This window comes from Streptomyces luteogriseus, from assembly GCF_014205055.1.
GTDB classification, from domain to species: Bacteria; Actinomycetota; Actinomycetes; order Streptomycetales; family Streptomycetaceae; genus Streptomyces; species Streptomyces luteogriseus.
Window position 1 is genome coordinate 7,940,484 of record NZ_JACHMS010000001.1, and the last position, 17,045, is coordinate 7,957,528.

A 17,045-nucleotide genomic window follows, 5' to 3' on the forward strand; every position below is an offset into this window, starting at 1 on the left:
CATGAGCGACGACCACGTCTACATGACCCTCGCCGAGGGACACGAGGACGACACCCGCTGGGCCTACGGCACCGGCTTCGAGGACCCCCTGCACGGCGTCGACACCGCCGTGCCCGACGCCGTGGACGCCGGTGAACTGGCCGCCCTCTGCGTCACCCTGGCCGACGACGCCCTGGTCTGCGCCCAGCGGCTCGCCGAGTGGACCACCCGCGCCCCCGAGCTGGAGGAGGAGGTGGCGCTGGCCAACATCGGTCTCGACCTGCTCGGCCAGGCCCGTCTGCTCTACTCCCGCGCGGGCCAGGCAGACGGCACCGGCCGCGACGAGGACGCCTTCGCCTACTTCCGCGACGCCGCCGCCTTCCGCAACGTACGCCTGGCCGAACTGCCCAACGGCGACTTCGCGTTCTCCGTCGTGCGGCTGCTGGTGTTCGCCAGCTGGCGCCTCGCGCACTTCGAGCGGCTCACCGCACACCGCGACCCGGTGCTCGCGGCCATCGCCGCCAAGGGCGTGAAGGAGCTGACCTACCACCGCCAGTACGCGGCCGAGTGGGCCGTGCGCCTCGGCGACGGCACCGAGGAGTCGCACCGCCGGATGCGCAGGGCACAGGAGCAGGTCGCGCCCTACCTGGGCGAGCTGTTCACGGCGTACGACGTCCGGGACGAGGTCGTCGCCGTGCTGCGCCAGGTCACCGAGGCCGCCGGGCTCCCCATGCCCGTCTACCGCCCGCTGCCCGGCTCCGGCCGCGCCGGGGAGCACACCGAGCATCTCGCCCCGCTGCTCGCCGAGTTGCAGGGCGTGGCCCGCGCCCACCCGGAGGCGACATGGTGACGGCACTCCTCGACGAGCGACGGGCCCGGCACATCGCCGAGCAGGTGCCCGACCCCGAACTGCCCATGCTCACCCTGGCCGACCTCGGCGTACTGCGCGAGGTGAGCCTGGCCCCGGACGGCACCGTGGTCGCGAGCCTGACCCCGACCTACTCGGGCTGCCCGGCGATGGCCGAGATGCGCGCCGGCGTGGCCGCGCGGCTGCGCGAGGCGGGGTACGAGCGCGTCGAGATCCGCACGGTCCTCGACCCGCCCTGGAGCACCGACTGGATCACGGCGGACGGCCGCCGCAAGCTCGCCGAGCACGGCATCGCCCCGCCCGGCGCCGCGCCCGCGCGCGCCGCCGGCCCGGTCCCGCTCGTCCTGTCGCCGGCCCGCCGCTCCGTGCCCTGCCCCCGCTGCGGTCACCCCGACACCGAGGAGACCTCCCGCTTCGGCGCCACCTCCTGCAAGTCCCTGTGGCGCTGCCTCGCCTGCCGCGAGCCGTTCGAGTACGTCAAGGAGATCTGATGGAGGACCTGATGGAGCCGGCCCCCACCCCGGCGGCCCGCCCGCGTGCCCGCCGACGTCCGGTCTTCCACCCCCTGCGGGTCGCCGCAGTGCAGCCGCTGTGCGAGGACGCGGCAGCCGTGAGCTTCGACATCCCGGCCGAACTGGCCGAGGAGTTCACCTTCGCCCCCGGCCAGTCCCTCACCCTGCGCCGCGACATCGACGGCCGGGACGAGCGCCGCTCCTACTCGATCTGCGCCCCCGCCGGCACGGCACCGCGCATCGGCGTTCGGGTCGTGCCGGGCGGCCTCTTCTCCTCCTGGCTGGTGCACGACGTACGCCCCGGCGACACCGTCGAGGTGATGGCACCCACCGGCGCCTTCACCCCCGACCTCACCACTCACGGCCACCACGTCCTCATCGCCGCCGGCTCCGGAATCACCCCCATGGTCTCCATCACCGAGTCCGTCCTGGCCGCCGACCCCCGCTCGCGCGTCACCCTCCTCTACGGCAACCGCCGCACCGGCACGGTGATGTTCGCCGACGATCTCGCCGACCTGAAGGACCTCTACCCGACGCGGTTCCAGCTCGCCCATGTCCTCTCGCGCGAGCCCCGCGAAGCAGAGGTGCTCTCCGGCCGCCTCGACGCCGAGCGGCTCTCCGCCCTCGTCGACGCCCTGGTCGACGTGGAGTCCGCCGACCACTGGTGGCTGTGCGGCCCGCACGGCATGGTCCGCGCCGCCCAGCAGGTCCTCACCGGCCTCGACGTGCCCGCCGACCGCGTCCACCAGGAACTCTTCTACGCCGACGACGAGCCCGTCCGCGAGGTCCACCACGCCGAGACCGGCCCCACCGGCCCGGTCAGCCAGGTCACCGTCACCCTCGACGGCCGCTCCACCACGTCCCCGCTGCCCCGCGACCGCACCATCCTGGAAGGGGCGCAACAGACCCGCCCCGACCTGCCCTTCGCCTGCAAGGGCGGTGTCTGCGGCACCTGCCGCGCCCAGGTCACCGACGGCAAGGCCGACATGCGCCGCAACTTCGCCCTCGAACCGTCCGAGGTCGACGCCGGCTACGTCCTCACCTGCCAGTCGTTCCCGGTGTCGGAGGAGCTGACGGTGGACTTCGACACCTGATCCTCGCCTCGTCACCGCCCCTGGCCACCGCGCAGAACCCGCAACACCGTGAGCGCCACGTGCAGTTCGGTACGGCGGTCGCCGGATTCGAGGTCGGTGTCGAGGAGGCGTTCGATGGTGCGCAGGCGCTGGTACATGGTCTCCCTGGACAGACCGCCGCGACGGGCCGCCGTCGTCTTGTTGCCGGCGGCGTCGAGGTAGTGGCCCAGGGTCGTCAGCAGGTCGGTGCCGTGCCGGGTGTCGTGGTCGACGAGCCGGCTCAGCCGCCGTTCCGTGTAGTCCTGGATCCGGGTGTCCTCGCGCAGCGCGTACAGCAGCCGGCGCAGGTCGATGTCCGGCAGCTCGTGGAAGGAACGGTCCGCGGGGAGGGGCTGTCCGGGCGGGGTGGCCTCTATGACCCGGGCCGCCTCCCGGAAGGAACGTGCGGTGTCGGCGAGGTCCGCCACCTCCGAGCCGACGCCGATGATCGCCTCGGGGGCCAGAGCCAGCGCGGTGCGGCTCAGCCGTTCGGCCACGGGACGCCAGGGCTGGGCGGGACGCAGGGCCAGCAGCACGCCGAGGCGGCCGGGGGAGAGCTCGCCGACCAGGGCCGGAATCCCGGCCGACCTCAGCTCCCGGTGCAGCCGCGTCTCCGCCTCGCTCCCCTCCGCGCCGGGGCCCGGATCCACGAGGATCGCCAGGAAGACACCTGCCTCCGTGGGCAATCCCAGCGCGGCGCAGCGGGCCCGGACGTCCTCGGCGGAGTGGTGGCGCTGCTCCGCCAGCTCCCGCAGGACGGTGCGGTGGGCCGTGTGCTCCCACGGCGTGGAGTGGATGAGCCGGGCCACGGTCAGGGCCATCGCCGTCCGCTCCAGGACGGTGACGTGCTCCGGGCCGAAGACCGGCCCGTCGGCGGGCAGCATGGCCAGACGCCCCCAGCGTTCGCCCTGGTAGGAGACGGGAGCGGTGAGCCAGCCCTCCGGGCCGCCCACCTCGGTACGGTCGCCGCCGGGCTCGGCCGCACGGGAGCGCCGCTCCCAGTCCCCGAGCGCCTCCTCCACCGTGCTCCCCGAGGGCTCGCAGATCAGCGCCTGGTGCACCAGGTTCTCCAGCACGACCGTGCGGCCGCTCATCTCCGCCGCCGCGCGCACCACGTCCTCCGGCCCGGCCCCGCGCAACGTCAGAGCGGTGAACGCCTCGTGGATCCGCTGCGTCCGCCGCATCGCGTCGGCCTGGTTGCCGAGGATCAGCGCGTGCACGACCTGGGTGACCTCCAGGAAGTTGACGTCCCGGGCGAGGGTGACCAGGGGGAGTCCCCGGGCCCGGCAGGCCTGCACGAGGGCATCGGGCGGCCGGTGATAGCGCCGTACGAGTTCGATGATCAGGGCAGCCGCTCCCACCTCGGTGAGTTCGTCGACGTACCGGCGGACGCCCGCGGCGTCCTCGGGCAGGGGCATACCGGTGGTCAGGACCAGCTCGCCGCCCTTGAGGAAGGAGGCCGGGTCCGTCAGCTCGGTGATGTGCACCCACCGCACCGGCCGGTCCAGCTGGGCCAGTCCCGTGACGACCTGAGGCTGTCCGGCGGCCAGGACGGGCAGGGCCAGGACGTCGGCGAGGGTGGGTGCGCGACCGGCCGGGGCGGAGTCACGGCAGGCCGTCGGGGGGTGCTGGTTCACGATGCCTCCCTGCGTGCCCGGTCACTCTGACAAGCGGGGCTGACCTGCGCAAGAGCAGTCCACGGGTGGGACAGGGGGTGCCTGGGGGGTGCGGCGGTTGACACAACGTCCGAACAACGGGTTCCGGCCGGACAGATCACGCGTTGTCGGCGGTCGCCGCGGCTTGGATGCTCGGACACCGGAGCTGAGCCAAGCAACCACACCTCGTCGTACGGCCGGGAGACATCATGACCGCACTGTCGCCGCACCTTCGCCAGGCCACGCCCGTCGTGGCGGCCCGGGGCGAGGGCGTCCACCTCTACGGCGAGGACGGCCGCCGCTACCTCGACTTCACCGCCGGCATCGGCGTCACCAGCACCGGGCACTGCCACCCCAAGGTCGTGGCGGCGGCGCAGGAGCAGGTGGGCACGCTGATCCACGGCCAGTACACGACCGTCATGCACCAGCCGCTGCGCCGTCTCGTCGACAAGCTGGGCGAGGTGCTGCCGGCCGGCCTGGACAGCCTGTTCTTCACCAACTCCGGCAGCGAGGCCGTGGAGTCGGCGCTGCGGCTGGCCCGCCAGGCCACCGGCCGGCCGAACGTCGTCGTCTGTCACGGTGGCTTCCACGGCCGCACCGTCGCCGCGGCCTCCATGACCACCTCCGGCATCCGCTTCCGGTCCGGCTTCTCCCCGCTGATGAGCGGCGTGGTCGTCACCCCCTTCCCGACGGCCTACCGCTACGGCTGGGACGAGGAGACCGCGACGCGTTTCGCCCTGAGGGAACTCGACTACACCCTCCAGACGATCTCCTCGCCGGCCGACACGGCGGCGATCATCGTCGAGCCGGTCCTCGGCGAGGGCGGCTACGTTCCCGCGAACCGTGCCTTCATGGAAGGCCTGCGCGAGCGGGCGGACCGGCACGGCTTCCTGTTGATCCTCGACGAGGTGCAGACCGGCGTCGGCCGCACCGGCCGCTTCTGGGGCCACGACCACTTCGGCGTCACCCCCGACATCCTCGTCACCGCAAAGGGCCTGGCCAGCGGCTTCCCTCTCTCCGGCATCGCCGCCTCCGAGGAACTGATGACCAAGGCGTGGCCCGGCTCGCAGGGCGGCACGTACGGCGCCAACGCCGTCGCCTGCGCCGCCGCCTGCGCGACGCTGGACGTCGTACGCGACGAGAAGCTCGTCGAGAACGCCGAGGCGATGGGCAAGCGGCTGCGCCAGGGCCTGGAGGCCGTCGCCGACCGCACCCCGGGCATCGGCGACGTCCGCGGCCTCGGTCTCATGCTCGCCACCGAGTTCGTCACCGAGGACGGCAGCCCCGACCCGGAGACCGCCGCCCGCGTCCAGCGCGCCGCCATCGACGAGGGCCTGCTCCTGCTGCTGTGCGGCGCCTGGAACCAGGTCGTCCGCATGATCCCGGCGCTCGTGATCGACGAGGCGGGCGTCGACGAGGGTCTCCAGGCCTGGGCGAACGCGGTCGAGGCCGGGACGTCGGGAGCGTCGGGCCGATGACCACCGCCACCCGCGACCTGGCGGGTCTCACGGCCCGGCTCGCCGAGCTGGCGCCCGGTCTGCGGGTGGAGACCGGCCCGGGGGCCACCGGCCCCTACGCCTATGACGCGTCCAACTACCGTGTGCCGCCGCGGGCGGTGGTCTTCCCGCGTTCCGTCGATGATGTGGTCGGCGTTGTGCGGGCCTGCCGTGAGGCGGGTGTGCCGGTCACCGCCCGGGGCGGCGGCACGAGCATGGCCGGCAACGCCGTCGGGCCGGGGGTGGTGCTGGACTTCTCCCGGTACATGAACCGGATCCTGGACATCGACGTCGAGGCGCGCACGGCACGGGTCGAGGCGGGGGTGGTGCTGGACGCGCTGCGCAGCGCGACCGCTTTGCATGGTCTGGATTTCGGTCCGGATCCGTCGTCGCACAGTCGATGCACGCTGGGCGGGATGATCGGCAACGATGCGTGCGGGAACCGGTCGGTGCGTGACGGGCGCACCAGCGGGCATGTGGTCGCGCTGGAGATCGTGACGGCGGATGGTGTGCGGGCCGTGGCCGATCACACGGGGCTGCATCCGGTCGACCCTCGCGAGGGTGCTCTCGTCGCCCGGCTGGAGGCGGACCTCAAGCGCCTGGTCGGTGAGAACCTGGCGTTGATCCGGACGGAGCTGGGGCGTATCCCGCGTCAGGTCTCGGGTTATCAGCTGCACCATCTGCTGCCGGAGAACGGCTTCGATCTGGCCCGTGCGCTGGTGGGCACGGAAGGTTCCTGTGCGGTCGTCACCGCCGCGACGGTCCGTCTGGTGGCGACCGCACAGGCCTCCACCCTCCTCACCCTCGGCTACGAGGACGTGGTCGCTGCGGCCGAGGACGTGCCGGAGATCCTGCGCTTCGCGCCCAGCGCGGTCGAGGGCATGGACGAGGCGATCGTGGCGACCATGCGCGCCCGCCGCGGACCGGACTCCGTCACCGGCCTGCCCGAAGGCCACGCCTGGCTGTACGTCGAACTCGAAGGAGACGACCCGGCCGAGGTGCACGCACGGGCGGACGCGTTGCTGGAAGCCCTCGAGGCGCAGGGGCGGTTGACCGGTGGCCGGGTCGTGGAGAGTCCCGCCGAGCGGCGCTCGCTGTGGCGGGTGCGTGAGGACGGGGCCGGGCTCGCGGCCCGGCTGGTGGACGGCGGGGAGTCCTGGCCCGGGTGGGAGGACGCCGCCGTCGCGCCGGAGAATCTGGCCGCCTACCTGCGGGGGTTCCGCAAGCTGCTGGCCGCGCACGACCTGACCGGTGTGCTGTACGGGCACTTCGGCGCCGGGTGTGTGCACGTACGCATCGACTTCGACATGGTCACCGACGCCGGCCGGGCCGTGATGCGGCAGTTCCTCGCCGAGGCCGCCGCCCTGGTCGTGGAGCATGGCGGCACGCTGTCGGGTGAGCACGGTGACGGACGTGCCCGCGGTGAGCTGCTTGAGGTGATGTACAGCCACCGGATGATCGCCGCGTTCGCCGCGTTCAAGCAGGTCTTCGACCCCGAGGGGCTGCTCAACCCCGGCGTCATCGTCGACCCCGCCCCACTGGGCGCCGACCTGGCGCTGCGTGAACTGCCTCTGATGGACACGACGTTCGGCTTCCCGCACGACGAGGACGGCTTCGCCGGTGCGGTGCGCCGGTGTGTCGGGGTCGGCCGCTGCCGCAGCGATGCGGGCGGGGTGATGTGCCCCAGTTACCGGGCCACGGGCGAGGAGAACGACTCCACCCGCGGCCGGGCCCGCATGCTCCAGGAGATGGTCCGCGGCGAGACAGTGACCGACGGCTGGCGCTCCACCGAGGTGCGCGACGCACTCGATCTGTGCCTGTCGTGCAAGGCCTGCTCCAGCGACTGCCCGGTCGGCGTCGACATGGCCACGTACAAGGCGGAGTTCCTGCACCAGCACTACAAGGGCAGGCTCAGACCCCGCTCCCACTACTCCCTCGGCTGGCTGCCGCTCACGTCCAAGCTCGTCGGGTACGCGGCCCGCCCGCTGAACGCGCTGCTGCGCGGACCCGTCGGGAAGCTGCTCGCGCGCCTCGGCGGCGTGACCACCAAGCGCCGGATCCCGGCCTTCGCCACCCGCCGCGCGCTGCGCCGTGCCCTCCGCGCGTCGAGGACCGGCGAACCGGCGAAGACGCTGCTTTTCGTGGACAGCTTCACCCGCGCCTTCCGCCCCGAGGTGGCCGGGGCCGCCAGCCGCGTACTTGCCGACGCCGGCATCCCCTGCACGGCCGAGGACGACCTGTGCTGCGGCCTGACCTGGGTGAGCACCGGACAGCTGTCCCTCGCGCGCCGCATCATGGCCCGCACCGTCGCCCGCCTCGACAACGGCGACGAACGGCCTATCGTCGTGACCGAACCCAGCTGCGCCGCGGCACTCAAGCGTGACGTGCCCGAACTCCTCGGCACCGACGCCGCCCGGCGTGTCGCGGCCCGTGTCCACACCCTCTCCGGAGCCCTCACCGACCTCGCCGAACCCGGCTGGACGCCCCCGGAGCTGCCGGACAACGTCGTGCTGCAGACCCACTGCCACGAGTACGCCACCTTCAAGGGCCGCCACCCCCGCGACCTGCTCGGCCGCCTCGGCGTACGCAAGGTTGACGAGGCCGAGGGCTGCTGCGGACTCGCTGGCAACTTCGGCTTCGAGGAGCAGCATTACGACACCTCGATGGCCGTCGCCGACCTCGCCCTCAAGCCACGCCTCGACGACATCGACCCGGGCACCCCGGCCGTCGTCGTGGCCGACGGCTTCAGCTGCGCCACCCAGATCGACCACCTCGCCGGAGACCGGGGCATCCGCGCCCTGCACCTCGCGGAACTGCTCGACCCCTCCGCCGACCGGCCCGGACAACCAGGAGAGAACTCATGACCGACACGCCCACGCAGTTGTTCATCGGCGGTGCCTGGGTGGACGCCGCGGACGGCGCCACCATGCCCGTCGACGACCCGGCGACCGGCGAGGCCCTCTGCCATGTCGCCGACGCGGGCATGAAGGACGCCAAGCTCGCCGAGGAAGCGGCCGTGCAGGCGCAGGAGGCCTGGGCGCGTACGGCGCCCCGGGTGCGCAGCGAGATCCTGCGCCGCGCCTACGAGATCATCCTCGAGCGCACCGACGAGCTCGCCCACCTGATGACGGCCGAGATGGGAAAGCCGCTCGCCGAGGCCAGGGGAGAGGTGGCGTACGCGGCCGAGTTCTTCCGCTGGTTCTCCGAGGAGGCCGTCCGTATCGACGGGGGACTCACCACCCTGCCGGACGGCCGCAACCGCATGCTGCTCTCCCGCCGCCCGGTCGGCCCCTGCCTGCTGATCACCCCGTGGAACTTCCCGCTGGCCATGGGCACCCGCAAGATCGGCCCGGCGGTCGCCGCCGGCTGCACGATGGTGCTCAAGCCGGCCCCGCAGACCCCTCTCTCCAGCCTTGCCCTCGCCGCGATCCTCAAGGAGGCCGGGCTGCCGGACGGCGTGCTGAACGTCGTCACCACCTCCCGTGCGGGGGAGGTGTGCGAACCGCTCCTGCGCGGCGGGCGGATTCGCAAGCTCTCCTTCACCGGCTCCACGGCCGTCGGACAGTTGCTGCTCGCCCAGAGCGCGGAGGCGGTCGTACGGACCTCGATGGAACTGGGCGGCAACGCGCCGTTCGTCGTCTTCGAGGACGCCGACCTGGACAAGGCCGTGGACGGCGCGATGGTCGCGAAGATGCGCAACATGGGGGAGGCGTGCACGGCCGCCAACCGCTTCTTCGTGCACCGCTCGGTGGCGCAGGAGTTCGGGCGGCGTCTTGCCGAGCGGATGGGCGCGCTGGTCGTCGGTCCGGGCACCCGCGACGGCGTCGACGTCGGCCCGCTGATCGACCGGCGGGGACGCGCCAAGGTGGAGGAGCTCGTCGCCGACGCGGTGGAGCGCGGGGCGCAGGTGCTCGTGGGCGGCCGTACCCCCGAAGGCCCCGGCTGTTTCTACCCGCCGACCGTGCTGGCCGACGTCGATCCCGGCAGCCGTCTGATGGACACGGAGATCTTCGGCCCGGTCGCCGCGATCCTCACGTTCGACGACGAGGACGAGGTGATCCGCCGGGCCAACGACACCCCCTGGGGCCTGGTCGGTTACGTCTTCACCGAGGGCCTCGACCGCGCACTGCGGGTGAGCGAGCGGCTGGAGGTGGGCATGGTGGGGCTGAACACGGGCCTCGTGTCCAACCCGGCCGCGCCGTTCGGCGGCGTCAAGCAGTCCGGGCTGGGCCGCGAGGGCGGCCGGGTGGGGATCGACGAGTTCCTGGAGTACCAGTACCTCGCGGTGCCCGTGAGCTGACGGCGGTCATGATTTCTCGACTCCAAGGAAAGAAAGAACATGTCGTTCCTGAAGACCATCGACACCAACCCCTCGTTCGCGCCGCACGAGTCCGGCCCGCTCCCGGAACGTCTGGTCTCCGGCGACCCCGCGTTCCTGACCTGGCCCCAGGACATCGCCCGCGGCGAAATGATCCATACGGGAGTCTGGGAAGCGACGCCAGGCGAGACGCGCTCGATCAAGGGAGAGACCTTCGAGTTCTGCCACATCCTCGCCGGCGTCGCGGAACTCACGCCGGAAGGCGGCGAGCCGGTGGTCTACAAGGCGGGCGACAGCTTTGTCATGAAGCCGGGCTTCGTCGGTGTCTGGAAGACGATCGAGACGGTGCGCAAGATCTACGTGATCGTGAAGTGACGCCGACGCCCGAAGGCGCGACGCCCGACCCGCGACGCCCGCGGAGCCGGGACCCGCGTCAGGCCAGGTGCCGGGCGGTGATCTCCGCCGCCGTCTCGGCGACCAGCCGGCCCAGCTCGGGTAGCCGGCCGGGCTCGAAGCGGGAGTCGGGCAGGGAGACGGCCACGGCGGCCAGCGGTGTGTCCTCAGCGTCGAGCACGGGTGCCGCGATGGCGCAGATGCCGTGCAGGTACTGGTTGTGGTTGACGGCGTAGCCACGCTCTCTCACGCGGCCGAGTTCCGCGCGCAGCTGCCCCGGGTCGGTGATGGTCTCCTCGCCGTAGCCCTCCAGCGTCTCCGCGGTGACCTCTGCTATCTCGGACTTCCTCAGATGGGCCAGGACGGCGTGCCCGGCGGCGGTGGCGTGCAGGGGCGAGGTGTCGCCGATGGCGTGGAAGGTGCGTACGGCGTGGTCGCAGTCGACGCGGTCGACGACGACCATGCCTTGCAGGGCGTCGGGCACCGACAGGTGGATGGTCTCGTTCACGGCGTCACGGAGCCGGATCATGGGTTCACGGGCGGCGGCGAACAGGCTGGAGCCCTGCAGTGCGGTCGGTCGTACGGCCAGGACGCGGGCGCCGATCTCCCAGCGGGTGGTGTCCTTGCGATTCGCCCGCAGCCAGCCTGCCTCGTTGAGGGTGACCAAGGTGCGCTGCACGGTGGACTTCGGCAGCCCGAAGATCTTCGTCAGCTCTCCGACGGTCACGGGTTGGTGTCGGGCGACCGCCTCCAGAACCCGCAGTGACCTGGTGACGCTCTTCATTTCCATTAGATGCCCCCTCAGGCCCGTGGATCCTGGTTCTCACTTCGCGACTCCAGCAAGGAGTCACCGGTCATGATCTGTGCCGGAATGCAGCATAGCATGCCACAATGTGGTACACGGCCGGGGTTCGGTAGATCAGTGGACCGGCCTTGCGGTGTGCAGGGGTCCCGATATCCCGCGGCGGTGGGCAGCGGCAGGGCCCTGACCCAGGCCTGCCGAGCCGCGTGGTGCGGCCGCTCTGCGTCCGGCCTTCCCCCGGCCGGGCGCAGAGCGGTGGCTGCCGTGACACATGACCGAGGGCCGGCCTCGCACACGTCGGCATGCGAGGCCGGCCCTCGGGTCGACGGCTTGCGGTACGGGTCGTCGTCCGCCGTTCAGGCGCCCAGGCGGCGCTGTGAGATCTCCGCGGCGGTGTCCGCGACGAGGCGGCCCCACTTGGGCACCTGTTCCTCGTCGTAGCGCGCCTCGGGCATGGAGACGGCCACGGCCGCCAGCGGGGTGCCGTCCTCGTCGAGCACGGCGGCGGCGACGGCGCAGACGCCCGGACGGAACTGGTTGCGGTTGACCGCGTAGCCGTCGGTGCGGATTCGGTCCAGCTCGGCGCGCAGCTCGTCGGGGTCCCCGGGCGTCGTGTCGCTGAACCGCTCCAGCCCGGCCTCGATGAGGTCTTCGACGTCCCGCCTCGGAAGGTGCGCGAGTGCGGCGCGCCCGACGGCTGTGGCGTGCAGAGGTGAGGTGTCGCCGATCGTGTGGAAGGTGCGTACCGGGTGGTCGCAGTCGACGCGGTCCACCACGACCATGCACTGCAGGGCGTCGGGCACCGACAGGTGGATGGTCTCGTTCACCGCGTCCCGAAGGCGAACCATAGGCTCACGGGCGGCGGCGAACAGACTGGAGCCCTGCAGTGCGGCGGGCCGTACGGCCAGGACGCGGGCGCCGATCTCCCAGCGGGTGGTGTCTTTTCGGTTCGCTCGCAGCCAGCCGGCCTCCGCCAGTGAGACCAGCGTGCGCTGCACGGTGGACTTCGGCAGCCCGAAGATCTTCGTCAACTCCCCCACGGTCACGGGCTGATGCTGGGCGACCGCCTCCAGGATTCGAAGCGACCTGGTGACGCTCTTCATTTCCATCCGGTTTCCCCCTGTTAATCCTCGAAATTTCTGCTGGACACCCTCTTGACTCCCCGCTGAAGCCGCTGTCATTCTCTGTGCCAGATTCTAGCACGGTATTCCACATAGTGGCACGGTCTCGGAGAGATCCCCCGGAAGTGAGCCGGACTGCGAGACGCGGCGGTTGTGAGCCGCAGGTCCACATGGGGGACCTGGCTCCCGCCCAAACCATCTCGAATCGAACAATCCTCACGTCGAAGGCTCAGCATGCGCCTCGGCGTTACGAAAGGAAAGCCCTGTGTCAGCTGCCAGGAAGCGCGTCGCGGTGATCGGCGTCGGAACGATGGGCAGCCAGGCCGCCTGGCGGCTGGCGGCCCGCGGCGCCGAGGTCGTCGGATACGACCGCTACGCTCCCGGCCACGACCGCAGCGCGGCCGGCGGTGAGACCCGGATCTTCCGCAGCGCGCACTTCGAGGACTCCCGCTACGTCCCGCTCCTCAAGCACGCCGACGCCCTGTGGGAGCAGCTCCAGCAGGAGACCGGCCGCGAGCTGCGCCGGCTGACCGGATGCCTGCTCATGGGGCCGACCGACCACCAGCAGATGGCCACCGTCCTGCAGTCCATAGCCGACCACGACCTCGACCACGAGGTGCTGGACGCCGAGGCGCTCGCCAAGCGGTTCCCGCAGTACCGCATCGAGGAGGGCGACGCGGCCGTGCTCGACCGCCGCGCCGGGTTCATCCGCCCGGAGCTGACGATCCAGACCGCCGCCCGCCGCGCCGAGCAGCTGGGCGCCGTGATCCACCGCTACACCACGGTCCGCGAGATCGTCCCCGTCGAGGGCGGCGTGGAGATCCGCACCGACGCCGGCAGCGAGCGCTTCGACACCGCCGTCGTCACGCCCGGCCCCTGGGTCAACGACCTGCTGCCCGACCTGCCGTGGGAGGTGGAGGTCCGTCGCCTCGTCAGCGCATGGTACGTGCCCACCGCCCCCGACGCCTGGTTCGGCGAGGAGCGCCCGGCGTTCATCCGCACCGCCCCCACCCACTGCTACGGCCTGCCCTCCCCGGACGGCATCTCGGTCAAGCTCGGACTCTCCCGCGCGCTGCACCGGCTCGCCGACGACCCCAACCAGCTGGACCGCACCGTGCGGCCCGAAGAGCTGGAGATCTTCTCCGAGCTGATCGGGCGTTACCTGCCCGACCTGTACCCGGACCCCACTCGCCTCTCCGTCTACATGGAGGGCTACACCGAGAGCAGCCGCCCCCTGGTCGGCCCCCTGCCCGGCGCCGAGAACGTCATCCTCCTCGCCGGCTTCTCAGGCCACGGCTTCAAACTCTCGCCCGCCTTCGGCGACATCGCCGCGGACCTCGCGCTGGACGGCGCCTCGCCCCAGCCCATCGGCTTCCTCTCCACCGTCGGCCGTACGGAGGCATGACCATGCAGGACACCCCCCTTTCCGTCGGCTCTCTGGCGGCCCGGCCCGGCACCAAGGCCCGCGGCACCGTCCCGGTCGATCTCGGCACCCTCACCGCGGACATCCCGGTGATCCTGGTCAACGGAGTCCGCCCGGGTCCCCGCGTCGTCATCACCGCCGGTGTGCACGGCGGCGAGTTCACGCCCATCGAAGCCGCCGCGCGCCTGGCAGACCTGCTGGAGCCCGGAGAGGTGAGCGGGCAGGTGATCGTCTGTCCGGTCGCCAACCCTCCCGCCGTGTACCAGGGCCGGCTCAACGTCTCCCCGGTCGACGGCGTGAACCTCAACCGTGTCTTCCCCGGTGACCCGGCCGGCGGCCCCACCGAGCGGCTGGCCGCCTGGCTCTTCGACCACCTCGTCGACGGCGCCGACGTCTACATCGACCTGCACTGCGGCGGCATCGACCAGGTCCTGCGGGACTTCGTCGGCTACCGCCGCACCGGTGACCCCGACCTGGACAAGGCAACGGCCGAACTGGCAGGCTCCTTCGGCATTCAGGACGTCATCCTCGGGCTGACGCCCGAGGGCGGCAACAGCCACGCGGCCGCCGCTCGCCGGAACATCTCGGCGGTCCTCGTCGAGGTGGGCCAGCTTGGCCGGCGGGACGAGGCCACCGCCCTCCGCCGTGTCGACGGGCTACTGAAGGCACTTCGCCATCTCGGCGTCCTCGACCAGGACGGCTCCGCTCCGGAACCGATCCGCGAGTGGGTCTGGTCCGGCGGCGTCACCGCCGAGGCCACCGGCCTGTGGTACCCGGAGTTCTCCTTCGACGCCGACGTCATCGGCGAAGTCGCCGAGGGCGACCTCCTCGGCCGCATCATCGACCCGACCGACGGCACCGAGCACACCGTCCACGCCCCGGCCGACGGCCGGATCTTCTACGGCATGCACGGCCTCACCGTCGCCCCCGGCAAGGAACTGGCCGCCCTGGCCGTCCCGTGGGACCCCGACACGGCCGCGCGGGCCGACACCTTCCGGGCCCCCGGTCTGGGCGCCGGATCAGACGAGGCGGAACCCCGCCCCTAGACCCCCCTTCCAGCCGCCCCCCAATCCACGTCCCCAGCCGCTCCCCTTCCCACGGCCAGTACCACCCAGGAGGCACACGATGAAAGATGCCCGAATAGACCGCAGACTGTTCCTGCGAGGAATAGGCGGGGTCACTGCGGGTGTCGCCGCCGCGACCACCCTCTCCGCCTGCGGTACCGGCACCAGCCGCGCCTCGGCCGGCGGAGGCAAGGGCGGCAAGACGGTGGTCGTCCGTGACAGTGGCGGTTCCTATGGTGCGGCTCTGCAGAAGGCGATCTACACGCCGTTCACGCAGGAGACCGGTATCCAGGTGAAGGTGCTGAACCTGGACGACGCCCCGCTGCTGGCCCAGATCAAGCAGGGTCGGCCGCAGTGTGACCTCATCAACAACTCGATGATGTCGCACACCAAGTACGTGAAGCAGGACGCGCTGGAGGCGCTGGACCTCGACCGGATCAAGAGCGTGAAGAGCGCGAAGATCCCCGAGAACCAGATCACCGACCATGCCGTCGGCAGCAGCTTCTACGGCGCCTGTATGGCATATCGCACGGACGCGTTCGGGGGCAGGAAGCCGGAGTCGTGGGCGGACTTCTGGGACACCAAGGCGTTCAAGGGCGGCCGTTCGATGTGCAACCCGGACGGTGACCTGCCTGAGTTGGAGTTCGCGCTGCTGGCCGACGGCGTGCCGATGGACAAGCTGTATCCGCTGGATGTGGACCGGGCCTTCAAGGTGCTGACGCGGCTGCGGGGCGACATCAAGAAGTTCTGGGACAGCGGCCCGCTCCCCGGTGTCCTGCTCAGCCGCCAGGAAGTGACGATGTCCACCGTCTGGGACGGCCGGCTCGCCGATCTGGAGAAGCAGGGTGTCCCGGTCACCCGGCAGCTCAACGGTATGCGACGGCAGTTCCAGGGCTATGCCATCGCCAAGGACGCGGCGAATGTGGACGCCGCCTACCAGCTGATGGACTTCTCGCTGCGGGCTGAGAGCCAGGCGGCCCTGGCGAAGGCGTTCCCGTCGAACCCGTCGTCCCCGCTGGCTTACGCGAAGCTCACCAACGAGGAGCGATCCGCGCTGGCGGGTGCGCCGGAGTACTACGACAAGGGTTTCGACACGGACATCGGCTGGTGGCTGAAGAACGAATCGGCCGTCACCAAGCGCTGGTTGGAGTGGGCTCGTGGCTGAATTCGGTATCGCGGCACCGTCGGTGAAGGTGGCCGGCGACAAGCCGGCCATCGCGACCGGCAAATCGCTGTCGGTAGTGGCCCTGCGTAAGACTTACGGCGATGTCGTGGCTGTCGACGAGGCGTCGATGGAGATCGCGGCGGGGGAGTTCGTCACCTTCCTGGGTTCCTCGGGGTCGGGCAAGACCACGACGCTGATGATGATCGCCGGGTTCTGCGAACCGGACTCCGGCACCATCACCGTCGGGGACCGTGATGTGACGCGGCTGGCGCCGCAGAAGCGGGGCCTGGGTTTCGTCTTCCAGCAGTACCTGCTCTTCCCGCACATGACCGTGCAGGAGAACGTCGCGTTCCCGCTCACGCTGCGCGGGGTGGGCAAGGCCGAGATCCGCCGCCGGGTCGGGGAGACGCTGGAGATCGCGGGTCTGTCCGGGTTCGGCGGCCGTAAGCCGCGTGAGTTGTCGGGTGGTCAGCAGCAGCGGGTGGCGTTGTGCAGGGCGCTGGTCTACCGGCCGCCGGTCATCCTCATGGACGAGCCGCTGGGCGCTCTGGACAAGAAGCTGCGTGACCAGCTCCAGGTGGAGATCAAGACGATCCAGCAGGAACTCGGCCTGACCGTCATTTATGTGACGCACGATCAGGAAGAGGCGCTGGTGATGTCGGACCGTATCGCGGTGATGCGCAACGGTCTGATCGAGCAGTTCGACACCCCCCGCGAGCTGTTCGAGCGGCCGAGGACGCCGTTCGTGGCGGACTTCCTCGGCGCGGCGAACTTCCTGCCCGGGCGTATCGAGCAGCACGACGGCGAGCACACCCTGGTCCGTCTTACCCAGTCCGGCACTCTGTTGAAGGCGCGCCGCCACCAGCTGGCCTCCGGCACTGAGGTGAAGGTCGCTGTGCAGCCGGGTCGGTTGCGGGCCTGTGGCACCGATGACGGGTTCTGTACCGGCACGGTGGAGACCGCCACTTACGTGGGCACGCTGGTGCGCGCCGGGGTGCGGATCGACGGTGGTGACGGGCCGCTGCTGCGCCTGGAAGTCCCCGCCGGCCGGGGCCCCGTGGCCGGCGAGCGGGTCGGGATCAGTGCGGATCCCGAGGACGTCAACCTCTTCTCCATCGACGAAGAGGCGGGGTGAGT

General features: G+C 71.3%; 14 protein-coding genes. 11 read left to right on the forward strand and 3 right to left on the reverse strand.

Annotation, left to right across the window (positions count from 1 at the left end):
- Nucleotide 1: 1 nt before the first annotated feature.
- The 3 genes from paaC to paaE are packed head-to-tail and all read left to right on the forward strand — an operon-like array spanning nt 2 to nt 2,453.
- Complete coding sequence (paaC, locus tag BJ965_RS35260; RefSeq protein WP_184914856.1) at nt 2-829, forward strand: 1,2-phenylacetyl-CoA epoxidase subunit PaaC; 828 nt, start codon at nt 2-4, stop codon at nt 827-829.
- Nucleotides 823-1,338, forward strand: coding sequence for a 1,2-phenylacetyl-CoA epoxidase subunit PaaD (gene paaD, locus BJ965_RS35265; RefSeq protein WP_184914859.1), 516 nt, complete (start codon nt 823-825; stop codon nt 1,336-1,338). The genes paaC and paaD overlap by 7 nt, the downstream gene beginning before the upstream one ends.
- A complete protein-coding gene (paaE, locus tag BJ965_RS35270; protein WP_376777962.1) occupies nt 1,338-2,453 on the forward strand; it encodes a 1,2-phenylacetyl-CoA epoxidase subunit PaaE in 1,116 nt (371 codons plus the stop codon). Before paaD ends, paaE begins: the two co-directional genes overlap by 1 nt.
- Nucleotides 2,454-2,464: 11 nt before the next feature.
- On the opposite strand, the gene BJ965_RS35275 is transcribed toward paaE, so the two are convergent.
- The gene (locus BJ965_RS35275; RefSeq protein ID WP_184914862.1) at nt 2,465-4,108 is read right to left on the reverse strand and encodes a PucR family transcriptional regulator; all 1,644 of its coding nucleotides are present in this window, start codon (nt 4,106-4,108) and stop codon (nt 2,465-2,467) included.
- Nucleotides 4,109-4,335: 227 nt separating this feature from the next.
- Between BJ965_RS35275 and BJ965_RS35280 the strand changes: the two genes are divergently transcribed.
- The 4 genes from BJ965_RS35280 to BJ965_RS35295 are packed head-to-tail and all read left to right on the forward strand — an operon-like array spanning nt 4,336 to nt 10,315.
- Nucleotides 4,336-5,604 (forward strand): aspartate aminotransferase family protein, encoded by a 1,269-nt coding sequence (locus tag BJ965_RS35280; RefSeq protein WP_184914866.1) that lies wholly within the window; start codon nt 4,336-4,338, stop codon nt 5,602-5,604.
- Nucleotides 5,601-8,486, forward strand: coding sequence for an FAD-binding and (Fe-S)-binding domain-containing protein (locus BJ965_RS35285; protein ID WP_184914869.1), 2,886 nt, complete (start codon nt 5,601-5,603; stop codon nt 8,484-8,486). The genes BJ965_RS35280 and BJ965_RS35285 overlap by 4 nt, the downstream gene beginning before the upstream one ends.
- Nucleotides 8,483-9,922: an NAD-dependent succinate-semialdehyde dehydrogenase gene (locus tag BJ965_RS35290; RefSeq protein WP_184914872.1), complete on the forward strand. Its 1,440-nt coding sequence runs from the start codon at nt 8,483-8,485 to the stop codon at nt 9,920-9,922. The genes BJ965_RS35285 and BJ965_RS35290 overlap by 4 nt, the downstream gene beginning before the upstream one ends.
- 39 nt (nt 9,923-9,961) lie before the next feature.
- Nucleotides 9,962-10,315: a cupin domain-containing protein gene (locus tag BJ965_RS35295; protein ID WP_184914875.1), complete on the forward strand. Its 354-nt coding sequence runs from the start codon at nt 9,962-9,964 to the stop codon at nt 10,313-10,315.
- Nucleotides 10,316-10,373: 58 nt separating this feature from the next.
- On the opposite strand, the gene BJ965_RS35300 is transcribed toward BJ965_RS35295, so the two are convergent.
- Nucleotides 10,374-11,117 (reverse strand): IclR family transcriptional regulator, encoded by a 744-nt coding sequence (locus tag BJ965_RS35300; RefSeq protein ID WP_184917876.1) that lies wholly within the window; start codon nt 11,115-11,117, stop codon nt 10,374-10,376.
- A gap of 374 nt (nt 11,118-11,491) precedes the next feature.
- On the reverse strand, nt 11,492-12,238 hold the full coding sequence (locus tag BJ965_RS35305; RefSeq protein ID WP_184917879.1) for an IclR family transcriptional regulator: 747 nt from the start codon (nt 12,236-12,238) through the stop codon (nt 11,492-11,494).
- A 283-nt stretch (nt 12,239-12,521) separates the two neighbouring features.
- On the opposite strand from BJ965_RS35305, the gene solA reads away from it, so the two are divergent.
- The 4 genes from solA (at nt 12,522) to BJ965_RS35325 (ending at nt 17,043) form a co-directional block, all read left to right on the forward strand.
- Nucleotides 12,522-13,661 carry an N-methyl-L-tryptophan oxidase gene (gene solA / locus BJ965_RS35310; protein ID WP_184914878.1) on the forward strand — a complete coding sequence of 380 codons (1,140 nt, stop codon included), beginning with the start codon at nt 12,522-12,524 and terminating at the stop codon, nt 13,659-13,661.
- Nucleotides 13,658-14,725, forward strand: a complete 1,068-nt coding sequence (locus BJ965_RS35315) for a succinylglutamate desuccinylase/aspartoacylase family protein (RefSeq protein ID WP_184914881.1) — start codon at nt 13,658-13,660, stop codon at nt 14,723-14,725. Before solA ends, BJ965_RS35315 begins: the two co-directional genes overlap by 4 nt.
- Nucleotides 14,726-14,804: 79 nt before the next feature.
- Nucleotides 14,805-15,908 carry an ABC transporter substrate-binding protein gene (locus BJ965_RS35320; protein ID WP_184914885.1) on the forward strand — a complete coding sequence of 368 codons (1,104 nt, stop codon included), beginning with the start codon at nt 14,805-14,807 and terminating at the stop codon, nt 15,906-15,908.
- Nucleotides 15,901-17,043: an ABC transporter ATP-binding protein gene (locus BJ965_RS35325; RefSeq protein WP_184914888.1), complete on the forward strand. Its 1,143-nt coding sequence runs from the start codon at nt 15,901-15,903 to the stop codon at nt 17,041-17,043. Before BJ965_RS35320 ends, BJ965_RS35325 begins: the two co-directional genes overlap by 8 nt.
- Nucleotides 17,044-17,045 lie beyond the last annotated feature (2 nt).